This is a genomic window from Rhodoferax sp. LB1P47 (assembly GCF_056521445.1).
Genome location: NZ_JBWMAU010000023.1, coordinates 1 through 16,939, shown reverse-complemented (window position 1 = coordinate 16,939; position 16,939 = coordinate 1). Strand labels below are relative to the sequence as shown.

The following is a 16,939-nucleotide window of genomic DNA, read 5'->3' as shown; positions in this document are numbered from 1 at the left end:
ATTAACCCTTAAGCGTATTAAGTTCATCCACATTGATGCTGGATTTATTACGAAATAGCAACACCAAGATAGCCAGACCAATGGCAGATTCAGCCGCAGCCACGGTAAGGATAAAGAAGACGAAAATCTGACCACGCATATCGTTCAAGTAGTACGAAAAGGCGACAAAGTTCATATTCACCGCCAACAGCATCAGCTCAATTGCCATTAACAAGACAATCAAGTTTTTACGGTTGAGAAAAATACCAATCACCGAAAGGGCAAACAAAATAGCCCCGAGTGAAAGAAAGTGTCCAAGCGTTAGCGTCATACCTTTTTCTCCGGACTTGTCGTGGCCGTCACAACAACAGAATTTTCCACCGCCGGCTGGGTTACTTTCATTTTGATGATCTCTACGCGATCGCGTGCTTTGATGCGAACCTGATCAGATGGATTGGTATGCTTGCTATCTTTGCGCTGGCGAAGTGTTAGCGCGATTGCCGCAATGATCGCCACTAGCAAAATCACGGCAGCAATTTCGAGCGGATATAGATACTCGGTATAAAGCAGCTTGCCCAACTCTTTGGTGTTCGATACCTGGGCACCAATATCTGCGCCTCCTGTCAAATTACGTGTTTCTTCATTGGTACGAAACCCGCCCATAAGCACCATAGCCATTTCAAGGGCGAGTAAGACTCCACCACCAGCGGCCATCGGAAAATGTTTCCAGAAGCCCTTGCGCATGGCATCGACATTAATGTCCAACATCATCACCACGAACAAGAAAAGCACCATCACAGCGCCAACATAAACCAGTACGAGCGTGATCGCCAAAAACTCTGCTTTGAGCAAAATCCAAATAGCGGCAGCTTGAAAAAATGCGAGTACCAGATACAGCGCAGCGTACACAGGATTGCGTGAAGTTATCACCCGAAAGCCCGCAAACAGCAAGACTGTCGCGAAGAGATAAAAGAGGCCTGTCTTAACGTCCATGGAGCAGTTCTTGTTTTGTAAGTTCGGAGGCAAGAGCCAATAATTGGGAAGTAGATTTAGCGGTACTTGGCATCGGCTGCACGGGCTGCCGCAATTTCTGTTTCGTACCGGTCACCCACTGCGAGTAACATCTCTTTTGTGAAATACAAATCACCGCGTTTTTCACCGTGGTACTCAAAAATATGGGTTTCCACAATGGAGTCAACTGGACAGCTTTCTTCGCAAAATCCACAAAAAATGCATTTTGTCAGGTCAATGTCATAGCGACTGGTGCGGCGTGAGCCATCAGCGCGCACATCCGACTCGATCGTGATCGCCATGGCAGGACATACAGCCTCGCACAATTTACAGGCGATACAACGCTCTTCGCCATTCTCATAGCGACGCAGGGCATGCAGGCCGCGAAAACGGGGGGACAACGGTGTTTTTTCTTCAGGAAACTGCACTGTAATCTTGCGTCGGAACGCGTGCTTACCAGTCAGCGCCAAACCCTTGAACAACTCTGCCAACATAAAGCTGGAGAGAAAGTCCTTGAGCGAAAAGGCAGGAGTAGCCAATGTGGACATATGTGACTCTCTTTACTTCCAGATATTAAACGGGGTCTGCATCCAGCCACCCACTACCACCAGCCACACCAGGGTGACGGGGATAAAAATCTTCCAACCCAGACGCATGATCTGGTCATAACGGAAGCGTGGGAAGCTTGCACGCACCCACAAGAACATGGTCACGACGGCGAAGGTTTTGATGCCGAGCCAGATCCAACCTGGAATCCAGTTGAACAGCACACTGTCGATCGGTGACAACCAGCCACCAAGGAACATCAGCACCGTCATTATCGATACGAGCCACATGTTGGCGTATTCGGCCAAGAAGAACATCGCAAAGCTCATGCCGGAATACTCCACCATGTGGCCGGCCACAATTTCCGACTCACCTTCCACCACGTCAAACGGGTGGCGGTTGGTCTCGGCAAGACCCGAGATGAAATAGACCAGGAACACGGGCAACAAAGGCAGCCAGTTCCAGGACAAAAAGGTCAACCCCTTTTCAGCAAACATACCCTTGGCCTGGCCCATAACGATATCCGTCAGGTTCAAACTGGCGGACACCATCAGCACAATCACAAGGCAAAAGCCCATTGCAATTTCATAGCTAACCATTTGCGCAGAGGCCCGCAGAGCACCCAAGAAAGCGTATTTGGAGTTCGATGCCCAACCCGCGATGATGACCCCGTAGACTTCCATCGACGTGATCGCCATCAAGAACAGCAGGCCTGCGTTGATGTTGGAGAGCGCAATCTCGGGGCCAAAAGGAATAACAGCCCATGCCGCCAAGGCGGGCATGATGGTCATGATCGGACCTAGAAAGAACAACCCTTTATTAGCTACCGTGGGAAGAATGATTTCCTTGGTCAGTAACTTCAATGCGTCAGCAATAGGTTGCAGTAAACCCATTGGCCCTACCCGGTTAGGACCAATACGGATTTGGGTCCAACCAATAGCTTTTCGCTCCCACAAAGTTAGATAGGCGACACAGCCCATCAAGGGTAAAAGCACCAGCACAATCTTGATTAAATTCCAGATCACTGGCCAAGCACCGCCGGACCACCAGCTAGCACCCACAAGACCTTGTCCGAAGGCGAAAATTGCATCGATCATGCGGCCACCTCTTGCACTGCATTCGCTTGGCGCGCATCTGCCGTCATCTGCAAAGCGCTGGCACGGCGCACTATGCCATCCAACTGGTACAGGCTTGCCACTACAGGCGCCGCCGAAGCATGTGCTCCCGTATCGATGCCTGCTTGGGTCTTGTTGCCCAACTTCTCAGCCAGCACGTGTGTCGCCCCTTCAGACAAATCCGCGTGCAAAGTTGCCAGTACGTCTTGCGAAGACTCAAAGTCGAAACCAGGCAGACCCAGCACATTGGCCAGCACGCGCAACACCTTCCACGCGGGACGCGTATCGCCCAAGGGCTTTACGACCGCATGGAAGCCTTGCACACGGCCTTCGGCATTGACAAAGCTACCGGAAGTTTCCGAGAACGGTGCAATCGGCAGCAGTACATCGCTGAACGCCATGTTGGACTTGAATGGGCTCATGGTCACCACCATTTCAGCGCGTCCCACGCTGTGTGCAGCACCCGCCACAGAATCAAACTCCGGCTCGTTGTTCAGCAGCAAAACGGCCTTGAGTCCACCGGCCAGCATCTGCCCGGCATTCAAGCCGCCTTGGGCTGGCTGGGCATGCGCAAGTTGCGCGCCTACCGTATTGGCAGCTTCGCTCAGGTAACCGACCGTAGCACCCGTTTGCTCGCCAATCCAGTTCACCAATGCCAGCAGACTGGAGGCCTGGGCGTGGTGCGCAGCCGCATTCCCCAACAAAATCGCTTTGCGTTCACCGCCCAGCAACGACTTGGCAATCGCCTTTGCCGCATCCGTGGCAGAACCTGCGACCGGAGCAGCAGCCAACGTAGCTTCCGCCACTGCAGCAGCCACATCTGCCAAGGTCTGCAACCATTGGTCTGCCGGGCTTTGTACAAAGTTTGCAACAGGAATGGCCCAGGCATCGGCCTTTGCCAATTCCACCACAGAATTAATAGCACTCACCGCACAACCCTTGCGCGCAGCCTGCCGAATACGTTGTGCAAACAAGGGATGGTCTTTTCGCAAATTCGAGCCGACCACCAGCACACGCTGCAGTTGGCTCAAAGCAGCAATAGACGAACCCAAGTAACGGATGCCTTCAGCTTGCGGGAACTCCGCATTGCGCAACCGGTAGTCAATGTTTTCACTGCCCAGGCCGCGCACCAGTGCTCCCACCAAAACCAGCTCTTCGAGCGTGCTGTGCGGGCTGACCAAAGCGCCAATACTGGCAGCGCCATGCTGGGTCTTGATCTGCTTCAGTCCATTGGCAATGTATTCAAGCGCAACCTGCCAATCAACGGCTTTCCACTCTCCACCCTGCTTGAGCATAGGACTGGTCAAACGCTCAGGGCTGTTCAGTGCTTCGTAGGAAAAACGATCGCGGTCGGCAATCCAGCACTCATTGACCGCTTCGTTTTCGAGCGGTACCACGCGCATGACTTTATTGTTCTTGACCTGCACCACCAGATTCGCACCGGTCGAGTCGTGCGGGCTGACGGATTTACGGCGCGACAGCTCCCAGGTGCGGGCGCTATATCGGAAAGGCTTGCTGGTCAACGCGCCCACGGGGCAAATGTCGATCATGTTACCCGAGAGCTCGGAATCAATCGTTTCGCCCAACACCGTAGTGATCTCGGAATGCTCACCGCGGTGGATCATGCCGAGTTCCATCACGCCGGCCACCTCTTGGCCAAAACGGACGCAGCGCGTGCAGTGTATGCAACGGCTCATTTCTTCCATGGACACCAGAGGACCCACGTCCTTGTGGAAAACAACCCGCTTTTCTTCCTCGTAGCGTGAAGAACCACCACCGTAACCCACAGCCAAATCCTGCAACTGGCATTCACCGCCCTGGTCGCAAATCGGGCAGTCCAGCGGGTGGTTGATGAGCAGAAACTCCATCACCGACTGCTGGGCCTTGATGGCTTTTTCGCTCTTGGTGCGAACAATCATGCCTTGCGTGACTGGCGTAGCACATGCGGGCATGGGCTTGGGCGCCTTTTCCACATCCACCAAGCACATACGGCAGTTGGCCGCGATGCTGAGCTTCTTGTGGTAACAAAAATGGGGAATATAGGTTCCCGCCTTTTCAGCCGCATGCATGATCATGCTGCCTTCAAGAATGTCAACCTTCTTACCGTCGAGTTCGATTTCTACCATGTGCTCTTACCTCAATCAGGCGTGCGCCGCAGCCTGGGGTTTTTTGTTCTGGATCAACGCCTCGAATTCAGGGCGGAAATGCTTGATCATGGCGCGCACGGGCATGGCCGCTGCGTCACCGAGGGCACAAATGGTGCGACCCTGTATATTGTCTGCAACCGAGTTCAGCAAGTCTAAATCTGTTGCTCGGCCATCACCACGCCAAATGCGGTCAATCACCCGCCACATCCAGCCCGTGCCTTCGCGGCAAGGCGTGCATTGCCCGCAAGACTCATGCGAATAAAAATAGGACAAACGCAACAGACTCTCGACCATATTGCGCGAATCGTCCATGACGATCACTGCCCCGGAGCCCAGCATGGAACCAGCCTTGGCAATCGAGTCATAGTCCATAGTGCATTGCATCATGGTATCTGCGGGTAGCACTGGGGCAGAGGAGCCACCAGGAATCACCGCCTTGAGGGTGCGCCCGGTGCGTACGCCACCAGCCAATTCAAGCAACTTGGAGAACGGCGTACCCATGGGTATCTCGTAATTACCAGGTCGCTCTACATCACCGCTGACTGAGTAGATCTTGGTGCCACCGTTATTGGGCTTACCGCATTCCAGATACGCCAATCCACCATTGCGGATGATCCACGGTACAGCCGCAAAGGTTTCCGTATTGTTGATGGTGGTTGGTTTGCCATACAAACCGAAGCTAGCCGGAAATGGCGGCTTGAAACGCGGCTGGCCTTTTTTGCCTTCCAGCGATTCCAGTAAGGCAGTTTCTTCACCGCAGATATAGGCCCCAAACCCATGGGACGCATGCAGTTGGAACGAATAGTTGCTGCCCAGAATGTTGTTACCCAACAAACCTGCTGCGCGGGCCTCTTCCAGCGCCTCTTCAAAACGCTCGTAGGTTCCGAAAATCTCGCCATGAATGTAGTTGTAACCCACCGAAATACCCATGGCATACGCTGCAATCGCCATACCTTCAATCACGATATGCGGGTTGTACTGCATGATGTCGCGGTCTTTGCAAGTGCCCGGCTCGCCTTCGTCCGAATTGCAGACTAAGTACTTTTGTCCAGGAAACTGCCGAGGCATGAAGCTCCACTTCAAACCCGTTGGAAAGCCTGCACCACCTCGGCCACGCAACGCAGATTCTTTGACCGTAGCAATAACTTGGTCTTGGGTGAGGCCTTCGCCGCCGTCTTTACCCAAAATTTTGCGTAACGCTTGGTAGCCACCGCGGGCTTCGTAAGCCTTGATCTGCCAGTTCGTACCATCTAGATCCGCCATGATTTGCGGATTAATATGGCGGCCATGAAAACTGGTTTGAACCCCAGTCGCCTTGAATTGGGAGAGTATTTGTTCTGCCGACATTATTTAACCTCCGCAGAAGTGGTGGCAGATGCACGCAGTCCATCCACCAACTGGTCCAATTTTTCGTTGCTCATAAAACTGCACATGGTGCGGTCATTCACCAGCATCACGGGGGAATCCGCGCAGGCTCCCAAGCATTCGCTCTGCTGCAAGGTGAACAGGCCATCTATCGTGGTTTCATTCATTGAAATGCCCAGCTTATCCTCAAGATGTTTCAAAGCCTTGGCACCGTCGCGCAGTTGGCATGGCAAATTGGTGCACACGTTCAATTTAAAACGCCCTACCGGAGCCTGGTTGTACATGTTGTAGAAGGTCGTGACTTCATGCACCGCAATCGGGGGCATGCCCAAGTACTCCGCAACGACATTTTCACTCTCTGCACTCACGTATCCCAGTTCTTGCTGCACGATAGAGAGGCATGCCATAACGGCAGATTGCTTCTGGTCGGCTGGAAACTTGGCCACTTCGCGGGCGAAACGAATTTTGGTGGATTCAGAAATCATGCGTGCATTACCTGTCAATTTCGCCAAACACGATATCCATCGTGCCGATGACGGCTACGGCATCCGCAATCATGTGGCCGCGAGACAACTCGTCCATTGCAGCCAAATGTGCAAACCCTGGAGCCCGAATCTTTAAACGGTAAGGCTTGTTGGCCCCATCACTGACCAAATAAATACCGAACTCACCTTTAGGGTGCTCGACCGCTGCATAAGCCTCCCCAAGCGGCACATGGAAGCCTTCCGTGAAGAGCTTGAAATGGTGGATCAACTCCTCCATATTCGCCTTCATCGACTCACGTGCCGGTGCAGCCACTTTGTGGTTATCGGTAATGACAGGACCTGGGTTCACGCGCAGCCAATCGACGCACTGCTTGATGATGCGATTGGATTCACGCATTTCTTGCACACGGACCAAATATCGGTCGTAGCAATCACCGGTTTTACCCACCGGGATATCAAAATCCATCTTGTCGTAAGCATCGTAGGGCTGCTTCTTGCGCAAGTCCCAAGCAATGCCGGAGCCCCTCAGCATCGGCCCCGTGAAACCCAGATTCAAAGCCCGCTCGGGCGTAACCACTGCAATCCCTACAGTGCGCTGCTTCCAAATACGGTTTTCCGTAAGAAGAGTTTCATATTCATCTACGCATTTAGGAAAGCGGGTAGAAAAATCATCAATGAAATCCAACAAGCTGCCTTGGCGGTTTTCATTCAACTGCGCCATAGCTTTTGCATTCTTGATGCGGCTGACTTTGTACTGCGGCATCGCATCAGGCAGGTCACGGTATACGCCACCAGGACGGAAATAAGCAGCATGCATGCGCGCGCCACTCACCGCTTCATACATGTCAAACAGATCTTCCCGCTCACGGAAGCAATAAATCAAGACATTCATCGCACCGCAATCAAGCCCGTGCGCGCCCAACCACAGCAAATGGTTTAGTAAACGGGTAATTTCCGCAAACATCACGCGGATGTACTGGGCACGTATCGGCACCTCAATACCCATCATTTTTTCAATGGCGAGGCAATAAGCCTGCTCATTTGCCATCATGGACACGTAGTCCAAACGATCCATATAAGGCAATGACTGGATGAAAGTCTTGGTTTCTGCCAATTTCTCCGTAGCACGGTGCAGCAAACCGATATGCGGATCGGCCCGTTGGATGACTTCGCCATCGAGCTCAAGCACCAGACGCAAAACACCGTGTGCAGCAGGATGCTGCGGCCCAAAATTGAGCGTGTAGTTTTTAATTTCAGCCATGAGACATCTTGTGCTTAATGCAAGCCCCCGTAATTGTCTTCCCGGATGATGCGGGGTGTAATTTCGCGCGGTTCAATCGATACAGGCTGGTAAATGACACGTTTTTGCTCTGGGTCATAACGCATTTCGACATGGCCCGAAGTCGGGAAATCTTTGCGAAACGGATGGCCAATAAAGCCGTAATCTGTCAGGATGCGGCGCAGATCGTTATGGCCTTCAAAGATGATCCCGAAAAGGTCAAAAGCTTCACGTTCAAACCAGTTGGCGGAATTCCAGACACCATTAATGGAATCGACCACTGGGAAATCGTCATCGGGGCAAAGCACTTTAAGCCGTACGCGCTGATTTAAGCTAACCGACAGCAACTGCAGTACAACACCATAACGAGGGCCCTCATAAGCACCATCTTGGAATGACGAATAATCCATACCGCACAGGTCAATCAGCTGCTCAAACTTGCATCCTGGTGCATCGCGTAAAAGCGTTGCAACTGCCATGTAATCAGGCGCCCGCACTAGCACTTCGACTTCACCCAGCGAGACACTAACACGGCTCGCCTGAGCAGCCAGAATCTGAACCAAAGTATCTTTTAAAGCCTCGGGGTGGACAGCAAATACAGTCATCTCAAGCCCTCGCAATCGTGTTGGTGCGACGGATTTTTTGCTGCAACTGAATTACGCCATACAGCAACGCTTCTGCCGTAGGTGGGCAACCTGGCACATACACATCGACCGGTACGATACGGTCACAGCCGCGCACCACGGAGTAACTGTAGTGATAGTAGCCGCCACCGTTAGCACACGAACCCATGGACAAAACCCAACGCGGCTCGGGCATTTGGTCATATACCTTGCGCAAAGCCGGGGCCATTTTGTTGCACAGCGTACCAGCAACGATCATCAAATCGCTTTGGCGCGGGCTAGGGCGAAACAACATACCAAAACGGTCCATGTCGTAACGTGCAGCACCAGCATGCATCATCTCGACTGCGCAACAGGCCAAGCCAAACGTCATTGGCCACAGCGAACCGGTCTTCGCCCAATTCACCACCGAGTCGTAAGACGTGGTGACAAACCCTTCTTTCATGACACCTTCAATCATCGTGCTACTCCCAATCAAGGGCCCCTTTTTTCCACTCGTAGACAAAGCCCACAACAAGAATACCCAGAAAAATAATGACTGCCCAGAAGCCAACGATGCCTACCTCTTTGAGCGCTACCGCCCAAGGGAAAAGGAATGCTATTTCCAGGTCGAACAAGATAAAAAGAATGGCCACAAGGTAGTAACGCACGTCAAATTTCATGCGTGCATCTTCAAATGCTTCAAAGCCACATTCGTAAGGGGAGTTTTTGGCCGCATCGGGCCTGTTGGGGCCAAAAATATGGCCGAGCACTTGGGGTACTACGCCGACACCTATGCCGACTAAGATGAACAAAAGGACTGGGAGGTACTGATCTAAGTTCATCTTGAGGTTCTGATCACCGCTATGACCTGCCGAGCACAGGCTCGGCAGGTCTTTTTGTTGGTGCCGTCGGCGAGACTCGAACTCGCACAGCTTTCGCCACTACCCCCTCAAGATAGCGTGTCTACCAATTTCACCACGACGGCGGTTTTTCTGTACAGATGGCATGAGGAACCTTGCGGTTTGTGGCTTTCTGCACAGCTATGAATTTTACTCGATTACCCTGACGTTCTTAGGGTGACTGAGAAATTCAACCCATATTATTTAGTCGGAATTTGCCCAGCACCAGAGGCGGCAACAGCGGGTGCGACTGGCATTGCACCGGGGGTAGAGCCCGGTATCGCTCCTGCGACACCCGAGGCAGCCGACTCAGGGGTAATGACCACCGCGCGCTCCAGCACACTGCCGGAACTGACGGTACGCGCACTGTTGAAATATGCCAAAGCCAAAGTGCAGGCAAAAAATACTGCAGCCAAAATTCCCGTCGTACGCGATAAAAAATTAGCGCTGCCGCTAGCACCGAACAAGCTTCCAGAACTACCACTGCCAAATGCTGCCCCCATGTCTGCTCCCTTGCCATGCTGGACCAAAATCAAGCCGATCATGCCGATCGCAGCCAACATCTGGACCGCCAGCAAAAGGGTCAACAAAAAATTCATCTCAATACTCCTAAATCAAACTCGTAAATATGAATACACCGTATCGCACAGCCTACTGGGCCGCCGACACAATCGCTAAAAAGTCTGCCGCCTTGAGCGATGCACCGCCCACCAAACCACCATCTATATCTGCCTGGGCCAGCAATTGCGCAGCATTGGCCGCGTTCATGCTGCCACCGTACAAAATCTGAATACGATCGGCCTGGTTGGTGGCCGCATGAAGCTGGGCGCGCAACAAAGCATGTACTTGCTGCGCCTGCTCAGGCGTAGCCGTCAGGCCTGTGCCAATGGCCCACACTGGCTCGTATGCCAACACAATTTCACTAATGCAATGGCCATTGGTATGCACTACTGCCGCCAGTTGGCGCTTCACCACTTCTTCGGTTTTACCCGCCTGCCGCTCGGCCAGGGTTTCACCCACACAGACAATGGGCGTTATACCTGCAGCCAAAGCACTTTGGGTTTTCAATGCCACTACGGCATCGGTTTCGCCGTGGTACTGGCGACGTTCAGAATGACCGACGATGGCATAACGCACACCAAACTCTTTCAACATGGCAGGCGAGATTTCACCGGTGAATGCCCCCAGCGCATGCTGCGAAACGTCTTGCGCTCCTAAATAAATAGCACCAGACGCAAGTATTACCTGCGCTTGAGCCAAATAAGGCGATGAAATACAAACCGCCACGCCGCATGTTGGCTGACCCACACCCGCCAATAATGCTTGCAGCAAAGCCTGGTTCGCAGCCAGGCTGCCGTTCATCTTCCAATTACCAACAATCAGTTTTTTCTTCATAGCATCACCATGTCAAAACGATTTTTCCAATGTTTGCACCTGACTCCATCAGCGCATGCGCTTGGGGACCCCCATCCGCTGCGGGAAATACCCGGTAGACCACGGGCTTGATGCGGCCACTGGCCAGCATGGGCCAGACCTGTTGCTGCAAAGCCTGTGCAATGGCAGCCTTGAAAGCCACAGAGCGGATACGCAAGGTAGACCCAGTGATAGTCAGGCGCTTGCGCAGCACCAAACCCGCATGGATCTCACTCTTGAGCCCGCCTTGCACCGCAATAATGACCAGACGGCCGTCTTCGGCCAAGCACTGGATCTCGCGGGCCACATAGCTGCCGGCCACCATGTCGAGGACCACGTCCACACCACACCCTTGGGTGATGCGCTGAACTTCTTCCACGAAATCATGGGTCTTATAGTTGATCGCATAGTCCGCACCCAAGGCTAGGCAGGCGGCGCATTTTGCATCGCTTCCCGCTGTCACCAACACCGTAGCACCCATTGCCTTGGCGAGCTGGATGGCCGTGATGCCAATACCGCTGGAACCACCTTGCACCAACAGGATTTCGCCTTTTTGCAAGCGAGCCCGGTCAAACACATTGCTCCACACCGTGAAGAAGGTCTCAGGCAGGGATGCCGCCTCGACATCGGTCAAGCCTTGCGGAATAGGCAAACACTGCGCCACCGGAGCGACGCACATCTGCGCATATCCGCCACCCGCCACCAGCGCACAGACGCGGTCGCCGATCTGCAAGCCTACCTGCGCCATGGCCTCCACATCGCCGGACACCACCACACCCGCCACCTCCAGACCAGGAATATCCGAAGCCCCCGCAGGCACGGGGTAGTTGCCCATTCGCTGGAGTACATCAGGCCGGTTCACACCGCTGGCAGATACGCGAATCAGCAACTCACCGGCCCCGGCCACAGGCACAGGGCGCTCTGCTATACGCAGGACATCCGGCGCGCCGTAGGCTGTGATTTCAATGGCTTTCATGGTTGGAGGGGATCTCTTCGAGGCTCGCAACTGCGTTGCCACAGCTGCGAGACGCTAGATTTAGCGCTGGGCTTCCGGACTGTAAGCAGGACGCTCCAGCAAAGCCTTCATGGACAGCTTGATACGGCCTTTTTCATCCGTCTCCATGACCTTGACCTTGACGATCTGGCCTTCGGACAGGTAGTCAGTGACCTTTTCCACACGCTCGTGGGCGATCTGGCTGATGTGCAGCAAACCGTCTTTGCCGGGCAGCAGATTGACCAGTGCACCGAAGTCCAGAATTTTGGTAATGGCACCTTCGTAGACCTTGCCGATTTCGACTTCAGCGGTAATCTGCTCGATGCGGCGCTTGGCTTCTTCGGCCTTGGCTGGATCGCTGGAAGCGATGGTGATGGTGCCGTCTTCTTCGATGTTGATCTGCGTGCCGGTTTCTTCGGTCAACGCACGGATGACTGCGCCGCCCTTGCCGATCACGTCACGGATTTTTTCCGGATTGATCTTCATGGTGAACAGGCGGGGGGCGAAGGTAGACACTTCGGTCTTGGCTTCAGACATGGCTTCCATCATCTTGTCGAGGATGTGCAAGCGGGCTTCCTTGGCCTGGGCCAGTGCAACCTGCATGATCTCTTTGGTGATGCCCTGGATTTTGATGTCCATTTGCAGCGCGGTAATACCGTTGGTGGTACCGGCAACCTTGAAGTCCATGTCACCCAGGTGGTCTTCGTCACCCAAAATGTCGGTCAAAACGGCAAAACGGTTGCCGTCCTTGATCAGGCCCATGGCGATACCGGCCACGTGGGCTTTCATCGGCACGCCAGCGTCCATCAGCGACAGGCAGCCGCCGCAGACCGAAGCCATCGACGAGGAGCCATTCGATTCGGTGATTTCCGACACCACACGCATGGTGTAGGGGAAGTCTTCCTTGCTAGGCAAAACAGCCACCAAAGCGCGCTTGGCCAGACGGCCGTGGCCGATTTCACGGCGCTTGGGTGTACCCACGCGACCGGTTTCGCCGGTGGCGAACGGAGGCATGTTGTAGTGCAGCATGAAGCGGTCTTCGTACTCGCCAGCCAGTGCGTCAATACGCTGGGCATCGCGCTCGGTGCCCAGCGTGGTGACCACCAAAGCCTGGGTTTCGCCACGGGTAAACAAGGCAGAACCGTGGGTACGGGGCAGTACGCTGTTGCGGATTTCGATGGCGCGCACAGTACGGGTGTCGCGGCCGTCGATACGGGGCTCGCCGGCCAGAATCTGGCTGCGCACGATCTTGGCTTCGATGTCGAACAGCATGCCTTCGACGGTCACGCTATCAAACGCTGCGCCATCGGCCTTCAAAGCGACCATGACTTCGGCGTACGCGGCACGACACGCCTGGGTACGGGCTTGCTTGTTACGGATTTGGTAAGCGGCAACCAGTTTTTCCTGGGCCAATTCACCGACCTTGGCGATCAGTGGTTCGTCCTTGGCGGGGGCGGTCCAATCCCAGACAGGCTTGCCTGCGTCACGCACCAGTTCGTGGATGGCGTTGATGGCGATTACGCCTTGCTCGTGGCCAAACATGACACCGCCGAGCATGATTTCTTCGGACAGTTGCTGGGCTTCGGACTCGACCATCAGCACAGCGGTTTCGGTGCCGGCAACGACCAAGTCCATGATCGATCCCTTGCGGGCGGTCTGGCCGGGGTTCAGTACGTATTCACCATTGATGTAACCCACGCGGGCCGCACCGATGGGGCCGCTGAATGGAATGCCACTGACCGACAAAGCGGCGCTGGTGGCGATCAAGGCGGCGATGTCGGCATCGACTTCTGGGTTCAGCGACAGGGTGTGGATGACCACATGCACTTCGTTGAAAAAGCCTTCGGGGAACAGCGGGCGGATCGGACGGTCGATCAAGCGGCTGGTCAGGGTTTCAAACTCGCTGGGGCGGCCTTCGCGCTTGAAAAAGCTACCGGGGATCTTGCCTGCAGCGTAGGTCTTTTCGAGGTAATCGACGGTCAGTGGGAAGAAGTCTTGGCCGGGTTTGCCAACGGTTTTGGCAACCACGGTGGCCAGCACCACGGTGCCGTCCATGTCCAGCAACACAGCGCCGGTAGATTGGCGGGCCATTTCGCCGGTTTCCATCGTGACGGTGTTGGCACCCCACTGAAAGGTTTTGCTTACTTTATTGAACATAGTCATTTCGGGTCTCCTGGGAGGGTTTGCAGTCCACACGGACTGGCGAGGAACAAAGAGGGTTCGGCCATACGATGCCATTCCATAAACCGCCACCGAGTGGACTCAGGCTTATGGAATGACACAGCGCGCATGGGGTAAATCGCCTCTTAAGGACAAACAAAAACGCCTGAGCTAGTGAACTAACTCAGGCGCTTGTGCATTGGGAACTGGGATTACTTACGCAGGCCGAGTTTCGCGATCAGAGCGACATAACGCTCGTGGTCTTTGGAGTTCAGGTAGTCCAACAGCTTGCGGCGACGGCTCACCATACGCAGCAGGCCACGACGACCGTGGTGGTCTTTGGCGTGGAGCTTGAAGTGGGGGGTGAGTTCGTTGATACGTGCGGTCAGCAGTGCAACTTGCACTTCTGGACTGCCGGTGTCGGTGGCGCTGCGCGCGTTAGCCTTGACGACTTCGGCCTTGATAGAGGATGCGATCATGTTTTATCCGTTAAATGTGACTTGCGTTGATAGATGGAGTTTCAGTCAACGTGCGCTTTGCACCGTGCAAAGCCTGTAAATTATAGCCCGAACGTCTCAGCGCTCAGAGCTGGCGCGCGCTGAAGGTGTCGCAGGACTTCACCACGCCCGTCTGGTAGCCCGTATTGAACCAGCGCTGGCGCTGGGCGCTGGTGCCGTGGGTGAAGCTGTCGGGCACTACTTCGCCGCCGCTAGCGCGCTGCAAAGCGTCGTCGCCAATCTTGGCGGCGGCATTCATGGCCGACTCGATATCGCCGTTTTCCAGAATCTGGCGCGCATTCTGCGCATGCTTGGTCCACAAACCCGCAAAGCAGTCGGCTTGCAACTCCAGGCGCACGCTCAGGGCGTTGTACTGGGTTTTACTGACCCGGCTGCGCATGGCATCGACTTTTTCGCTGATACCCATCAGGTTTTGCACGTGGTGGCCGACTTCATGGGCAATCACGTAGGCCTGGGCAAACTCACCCGGAGCACCCAGCTGATTTTTAAGAGTTTCATAGAAACCCAGGTCGATATAGACCTTCTGGTCGCCAGGGCAATAAAACGGCCCCATCGCCGCCTGGCCCTGGCCGCATGCGGTACGCGTCGCCCCGCGAAACAGCACCAGGGCGGGCTCCCGGTAGGTACCGCCCGCCTTGGCAAACACATCACGCCAGACATCTTCGGTATCGGCCAGCACGGTAGAGACAAACTTGGCCAACGGGTCGTCTTTGGGTGGCCGCTGGGCAGGTGCCTGCTGCTGGATCTGGGGCGCGCTGCCGCCGCCCATCAGGCTGATGATGGTCATCGGGTTGATGCCGAATATCCAGCTACCGAGCAAGGCCACCACGATGGTGCCAATGCCGATGCTGCGCCCGCCCAACATGCCGCCGCCAGAGCCGCCCTCCCCGCCATCCCGCCGGTCTTCGACGTTACTGGATTCGCGATTGCCTTCCCATTTCATATGCCTGCTCCTGTGATCGATGGCGGCATGGTACAGCGCGGCCCAAACATGCAAAATGTCACATTCAGCACGGTCTGCGGTGTACGATTCTTTGCGCCACCGGCCCGCGTGTTGTATGCGTGCAGGCAGGCGTGGGATGACACTGTATGAAAATGTTGGGCTTCGCCGAAAAACCTACCGTCTTGGTGGTGGACGACACTGCCGACAACCTGACCCTGATGGCGGCACTGCTCAAGGACACCTACCGTGTCAAGGTAGTCAACCACGGCGAAAAAGGGCTAGCGGTGGCGGCATCGGCCCCCCCCCCCGATTTGATCTTGCTCGACATCATGATGCCGCAGATCGACGGCTACGAGGTGTGTCGCCGCCTCAAAGAAAATCCGGCCACTCGGGATATTCCGGTGATCTTTCTCACCGCCAAGTCCGACAACGATTCTGAAGAAAAAGGCTTTGAGATGGGGGCTGTGGACTTCATCACAAAACCCATCTGCCCGCCCATCCTGCTAGCCCGCGTGCACAACCACATTGCCCTGAACGTGCGCACAGCGATGCTGCATTCGCTGTCGAACAAACTCTCGCGCTACCTGTCGCCACAGGTGTACAAAACGATTTTCGAAGGCGATCAGGACGTGTCTATCCAGGCGGTGCGTAAGAAGTTGACGATTTTTTTCTCGGATATTAAGGACTTCACTAAAACCTCCGAGGGCATGCAGCCCGAAGATTTGACCTACTTTTTGAACAGCTACTTCTCGGAAATGTCGAAGATTGCACTGGAGTTTGGAGCCACCATCGACAAGTTTGTCGGCGATGCCATCCTGATCTTTTTTGGCGACCCCGAAACGCGCGGCGTGCAAGAGGATGCCTTGCAGTGCGTGCGCATGGCCGTGGCAATGCAACGGCGCATGCACGCGCTGCGCGAGATTTGGCGCGACAAGGGCGACCGGCACCCGTTCCAGATCCGCATCGGCATCAACACCGGTTTTTGCCACGTGGGCAACTTTGGCAGCGACCAGCGCATGGACTACACCGTGATCGGCAGCGAGGTGAACCTGGCCGCCCGGCTGGAGCAAAACGGCGAACCTGACGGCATCATCATGTCGTACGAAACCTACGCGCTGGTGAAAGACGAGTTCGATGCCCACGAGCGCGAGCCGCTCACGGCCAAGGGCGTGTCGCGTGAAATTCGCTGCTTTGTGCTGCGCGACATCCATAACCCCGAGACCCCGCCCGACAGCCTGAACCAGCGCTACCCCGGCCTGCGCTTGTCGGTAGACCTGGACAAACTCTCGGGTGAAAACCGGGATCGAGCCGTAGCCGATCTGCAAAAAGTCATTGACAGCATCCAGTCTCAGCCCCAGTAGATGCTATTAAATAGAGCCACTTGCACAATTCTGCGGATGACCAAGCGGCCAATGTGCCAGCGACAAAAATCAAGACGAAGCGAAGGGATTTAGCGGGTTGCGTGGTTGAGGTGCATCGA

At 54.8% G+C, this 16,939-nt stretch carries 18 protein-coding genes and 1 tRNA gene; 1 reads left to right on the top strand and 18 read right to left on the bottom strand.

The genetic code is table 11. The features are described 5' to 3' along the window. Position 1: 1 nt before the first annotated feature. From nuoK to ypfJ, 18 genes are all read right to left on the bottom strand, one after another. Complete coding sequence (gene nuoK / locus AC0969_RS18185; protein WP_315185702.1) at positions 2 to 310, bottom strand: NADH-quinone oxidoreductase subunit NuoK; 309 nt, start codon at positions 308 to 310, stop codon at positions 2 to 4. Next, positions 307 to 972, bottom strand: coding sequence for an NADH-quinone oxidoreductase subunit J (locus tag AC0969_RS18180; RefSeq protein WP_479625564.1), 666 nt, complete (start codon positions 970 to 972; stop codon positions 307 to 309). The genes nuoK and AC0969_RS18180 overlap by 4 nt, the downstream gene beginning before the upstream one ends. Positions 973 to 1,028: 56 nt before the next feature. Next, the gene (gene nuoI, locus AC0969_RS18175; protein ID WP_479625563.1) at positions 1,029 to 1,538 is read right to left on the bottom strand and encodes an NADH-quinone oxidoreductase subunit NuoI; all 510 of its coding nucleotides are present in this window, start codon (positions 1,536 to 1,538) and stop codon (positions 1,029 to 1,031) included. A gap of 12 nt (positions 1,539 to 1,550) precedes the next feature. After that, complete coding sequence (nuoH, locus tag AC0969_RS18170) at positions 1,551 to 2,633, bottom strand: NADH-quinone oxidoreductase subunit NuoH (protein ID WP_479625562.1); 1,083 nt, start codon at positions 2,631 to 2,633, stop codon at positions 1,551 to 1,553. Beyond that, positions 2,630 to 4,777 (bottom strand): NADH-quinone oxidoreductase subunit NuoG, encoded by a 2,148-nt coding sequence (gene nuoG, locus AC0969_RS18165; protein ID WP_479625561.1) that lies wholly within the window; start codon positions 4,775 to 4,777, stop codon positions 2,630 to 2,632. The genes nuoH and nuoG overlap by 4 nt, the downstream gene beginning before the upstream one ends. Positions 4,778 to 4,792: 15 nt before the next feature. After that, positions 4,793 to 6,148 (bottom strand): NADH-quinone oxidoreductase subunit NuoF, encoded by a 1,356-nt coding sequence (gene nuoF / locus AC0969_RS18160; RefSeq protein WP_479625593.1) that lies wholly within the window; start codon positions 6,146 to 6,148, stop codon positions 4,793 to 4,795. Next, positions 6,145 to 6,648, bottom strand: coding sequence for an NADH-quinone oxidoreductase subunit NuoE (nuoE, locus tag AC0969_RS18155; RefSeq protein WP_479625560.1), 504 nt, complete (start codon positions 6,646 to 6,648; stop codon positions 6,145 to 6,147). The genes nuoF and nuoE overlap by 4 nt, the downstream gene beginning before the upstream one ends. Before the next feature lie 7 nt (positions 6,649 to 6,655). Beyond that, on the bottom strand, positions 6,656 to 7,909 hold the full coding sequence (locus AC0969_RS18150; protein ID WP_479586253.1) for an NADH-quinone oxidoreductase subunit D: 1,254 nt from the start codon (positions 7,907 to 7,909) through the stop codon (positions 6,656 to 6,658). A gap of 14 nt (positions 7,910 to 7,923) precedes the next feature. Next, positions 7,924 to 8,532 (bottom strand): NADH-quinone oxidoreductase subunit C, encoded by a 609-nt coding sequence (locus AC0969_RS18145; protein ID WP_479625559.1) that lies wholly within the window; start codon positions 8,530 to 8,532, stop codon positions 7,924 to 7,926. A gap of 1 nt (position 8,533) precedes the next feature. Next, the gene (locus AC0969_RS18140; RefSeq protein WP_315185685.1) at positions 8,534 to 9,010 is read right to left on the bottom strand and encodes an NADH-quinone oxidoreductase subunit NuoB; all 477 of its coding nucleotides are present in this window, start codon (positions 9,008 to 9,010) and stop codon (positions 8,534 to 8,536) included. A 4-nt stretch (positions 9,011 to 9,014) separates the two neighbouring features. Further along, positions 9,015 to 9,374, bottom strand: a complete 360-nt coding sequence (locus AC0969_RS18135) for an NADH-quinone oxidoreductase subunit A (protein WP_479625558.1) — start codon at positions 9,372 to 9,374, stop codon at positions 9,015 to 9,017. A 58-nt stretch (positions 9,375 to 9,432) separates the two neighbouring features. Beyond that, a tRNA-Leu gene (locus AC0969_RS18130) sits at positions 9,433 to 9,517 on the bottom strand. A 114-nt stretch (positions 9,518 to 9,631) separates the two neighbouring features. Then, positions 9,632 to 10,030, bottom strand: a complete 399-nt coding sequence (gene secG, locus AC0969_RS18125; protein ID WP_479625557.1) for a preprotein translocase subunit SecG — start codon at positions 10,028 to 10,030, stop codon at positions 9,632 to 9,634. A gap of 52 nt (positions 10,031 to 10,082) precedes the next feature. Then, complete coding sequence (gene tpiA, locus AC0969_RS18120) at positions 10,083 to 10,826, bottom strand: triose-phosphate isomerase (RefSeq protein ID WP_479625556.1); 744 nt, start codon at positions 10,824 to 10,826, stop codon at positions 10,083 to 10,085. A gap of 4 nt (positions 10,827 to 10,830) precedes the next feature. Then, positions 10,831 to 11,820 carry an NAD(P)H-quinone oxidoreductase gene (locus AC0969_RS18115; protein WP_479625555.1) on the bottom strand — a complete coding sequence of 330 codons (990 nt, stop codon included), beginning with the start codon at positions 11,818 to 11,820 and terminating at the stop codon, positions 10,831 to 10,833. Positions 11,821 to 11,880: 60 nt separating this feature from the next. Next, positions 11,881 to 14,001 (bottom strand): polyribonucleotide nucleotidyltransferase, encoded by a 2,121-nt coding sequence (pnp, locus tag AC0969_RS18110; RefSeq protein WP_479625554.1) that lies wholly within the window; start codon positions 13,999 to 14,001, stop codon positions 11,881 to 11,883. A 209-nt stretch (positions 14,002 to 14,210) separates the two neighbouring features. Beyond that, the gene (gene rpsO / locus AC0969_RS18105) at positions 14,211 to 14,477 is read right to left on the bottom strand and encodes a 30S ribosomal protein S15 (protein ID WP_315203918.1); all 267 of its coding nucleotides are present in this window, start codon (positions 14,475 to 14,477) and stop codon (positions 14,211 to 14,213) included. Between the two features lie 103 nt (positions 14,478 to 14,580). Continuing rightward, complete coding sequence (gene ypfJ / locus AC0969_RS18100) at positions 14,581 to 15,459, bottom strand: KPN_02809 family neutral zinc metallopeptidase (RefSeq protein ID WP_479625553.1); 879 nt, start codon at positions 15,457 to 15,459, stop codon at positions 14,581 to 14,583. Between the two features lie 146 nt (positions 15,460 to 15,605). Between ypfJ and AC0969_RS18095 the strand changes: the two genes are divergently transcribed. Continuing rightward, on the top strand, positions 15,606 to 16,820 hold the full coding sequence (locus AC0969_RS18095; protein ID WP_479625552.1) for an adenylate/guanylate cyclase domain-containing protein: 1,215 nt from the start codon (positions 15,606 to 15,608) through the stop codon (positions 16,818 to 16,820). Positions 16,821 to 16,939 lie beyond the last annotated feature (119 nt).

Bases quoted from the DNA above. Each gene is read 5' to 3' on its own strand.
- secG (WP_479625557.1), bottom strand. From the start codon at position 10,030: ATGAATTTTTTGTTGACCCTTTTGCTGGCGGTCCAGATGTTGGCTGCG.
- AC0969_RS18140 (WP_315185685.1), bottom strand. From the start codon at position 9,010: ATGATTGAAGGTGTCATGAAAGAAGGGTTTGTCACCACGTCTTACGAC.
- nuoI (WP_479625563.1), bottom strand. From the start codon at position 1,538: ATGTCCACATTGGCTACTCCTGCCTTTTCGCTCAAGGACTTTCTCTCC.
- AC0969_RS18145 (WP_479625559.1), bottom strand. From the start codon at position 8,532: ATGACTGTATTTGCTGTCCACCCCGAGGCTTTAAAAGATACTTTGGTT.
- nuoE (WP_479625560.1), bottom strand. From the start codon at position 6,648: ATGATTTCTGAATCCACCAAAATTCGTTTCGCCCGCGAAGTGGCCAAG.
- AC0969_RS18095 (WP_479625552.1), top strand. From the start codon at position 15,606: ATGAAAATGTTGGGCTTCGCCGAAAAACCTACCGTCTTGGTGGTGGAC.
- tpiA (WP_479625556.1), bottom strand. From the start codon at position 10,826: ATGAAGAAAAAACTGATTGTTGGTAATTGGAAGATGAACGGCAGCCTG.
- nuoH (WP_479625562.1), bottom strand. From the start codon at position 2,633: ATGATCGATGCAATTTTCGCCTTCGGACAAGGTCTTGTGGGTGCTAGC.
- rpsO (WP_315203918.1), bottom strand. From the start codon at position 14,477: ATGATCGCATCCTCTATCAAGGCCGAAGTCGTCAAGGCTAACGCGCGC.
- ypfJ (WP_479625553.1), bottom strand. From the start codon at position 15,459: ATGAAATGGGAAGGCAATCGCGAATCCAGTAACGTCGAAGACCGGCGG.
- nuoG (WP_479625561.1), bottom strand. From the start codon at position 4,777: ATGGTAGAAATCGAACTCGACGGTAAGAAGGTTGACATTCTTGAAGGC.
- pnp (WP_479625554.1), bottom strand. From the start codon at position 14,001: ATGACTATGTTCAATAAAGTAAGCAAAACCTTTCAGTGGGGTGCCAAC.
- nuoK (WP_315185702.1), bottom strand. From the start codon at position 310: ATGACGCTAACGCTTGGACACTTTCTTTCACTCGGGGCTATTTTGTTT.
- AC0969_RS18135 (WP_479625558.1), bottom strand. From the start codon at position 9,374: ATGAACTTAGATCAGTACCTCCCAGTCCTTTTGTTCATCTTAGTCGGC.
- AC0969_RS18150 (WP_479586253.1), bottom strand. From the start codon at position 7,909: ATGGCTGAAATTAAAAACTACACGCTCAATTTTGGGCCGCAGCATCCT.
- AC0969_RS18115 (WP_479625555.1), bottom strand. From the start codon at position 11,820: ATGAAAGCCATTGAAATCACAGCCTACGGCGCGCCGGATGTCCTGCGT.
- AC0969_RS18180 (WP_479625564.1), bottom strand. From the start codon at position 972: ATGGACGTTAAGACAGGCCTCTTTTATCTCTTCGCGACAGTCTTGCTG.